This is a genomic window from Actinomycetospora sp., from assembly GCF_055612215.1.
Map to the genome: position 1 here is coordinate 1 of NZ_JBVPVA010000545.1, position 1,427 is coordinate 1,427.

At 58.7% G+C, this 1,427-nt stretch carries 1 protein-coding gene; it reads left to right on the forward strand.

The window, feature by feature from the left end; genetic code table 11:
- Positions 1-76: 76 nt before the first annotated feature.
- Complete coding sequence (locus AC0CYZ_RS15235) at positions 77-1,411, forward strand: IS701 family transposase (protein WP_472216757.1); 1,335 nt, start codon at positions 77-79, stop codon at positions 1,409-1,411.
- The last annotated feature ends 16 nt before the right edge of the window (positions 1,412-1,427 follow it).

Genomic DNA, 1,427 nt, shown 5'->3' on the forward strand with positions numbered 1-1,427 from the left:
CTAAGCTCGACTTTGGCCATTTCGAAAAAGGCCAGTACTATGGAGATGAACCGGGAAGTGGTCATCCTTGCCACCATTGTTTGTTTCCCTTTTGAGCGTTTTTGCTCCTTTGTTTTCCCCTCGCGTTTGGCTTTCTGCACAAATATTGTTGCTGGGTGCCATTCTCGCTCCGGGCAAACGGACGGTGACGAGTTGCTTGCGGATCGTGGGACTTGGTGGCGAACACCGCTTCGTCAATTACCATCGGGTGCTGAATCGCGCTCGCTGGAGTGGCCGCATCGCCAGCCGCCTTTTGCTCGTGCTGCTGGTAAACCGATTCTCGCCGACCGGGCCGATTGTGCTGGGGATTGATGATACGATCGAGCGCCGACGGGGCAAGCAGATTCGAGCCAAAGGCATCTACCGTGATCCCGTTCGTAGCTCGCACTCTCATTTCGTCAAAGCCAGTGGGTTACGTTGGGTGAGCCTGATGCTTCTGGCGCCCCTGCCCTGGGCGGCTCGCACGTGGGCGCTGCCCTTTCTGACGTGTCTGGCGCCGAGCGAGCGTTATATGCGGAAATACCGGCGACGTCATAAGCCGATTTTAGACTGGGCGCGACAGATGATCTGCCAAACGCAGCGCTGGTTACCGAACCGAGATCTGGTGGTTGTGGCCGATAGCGCCTTCTCCGCCCTGGAGTGGTTGCAGGCACTCGCACAGCGAGGCATCACCGTCGTCACTCGCTTGCGTCTGGATGCCGCTCTCTACGAACCGGCCCCCTTGCGCGTACCCGGCACGAATGGTCGTCCTCGCAAAAAAGGCAAGCGGCTACCCACATTACGGCAACTTCTGAACCAGCAGACCACTCGCTGGCAACGCTTGCTCGTACCCGGCTGGTACGGAGAAGGAGATCGTTTGATCGAGATCTGTACTCGCACGGCGGTTTGGTATCACACCGGCTTGCCGCCGGTGCCGATTCGCTGGGTACTGATCCGGGACCCGCAAGAGCGCTTTGATCCCCAAGCTCTGTTGTGTACGGATCTCAGGCAGAGTCCGCTCACGATGGTAAGTTGGTTCGTGCGGCGCTGGCAAGTGGAAGTCACCTTGCAAGAGGTACGAAAAAGCCTCGGCGTCGAAACCCAGCGACAAGGGAGCGATCGCGCGATCGCTCGCACCACGCCGTGCTTGCTGGCACTGTTCTCGCTCGTAACGTTGTTGGCGGATCGGCTCGTGCGACAAGGCACACTCCCTATTCCACAGGAGGCTTGGTACACCAAGCCGCGACCCACGTTCGCCGATGCCTTGGCGGCTGTGCGTCAACACTACTGGGCGCAGATGGGTTTTCGCGTCTCCCCTCGCAAAGCCCATATTGCAAAACTTCCCAAAGTTCTGCGAGAGTCCCTGCTTTACATTTTGTGCCGTGCGGCCTGATGGCCAAAGTCGAGCT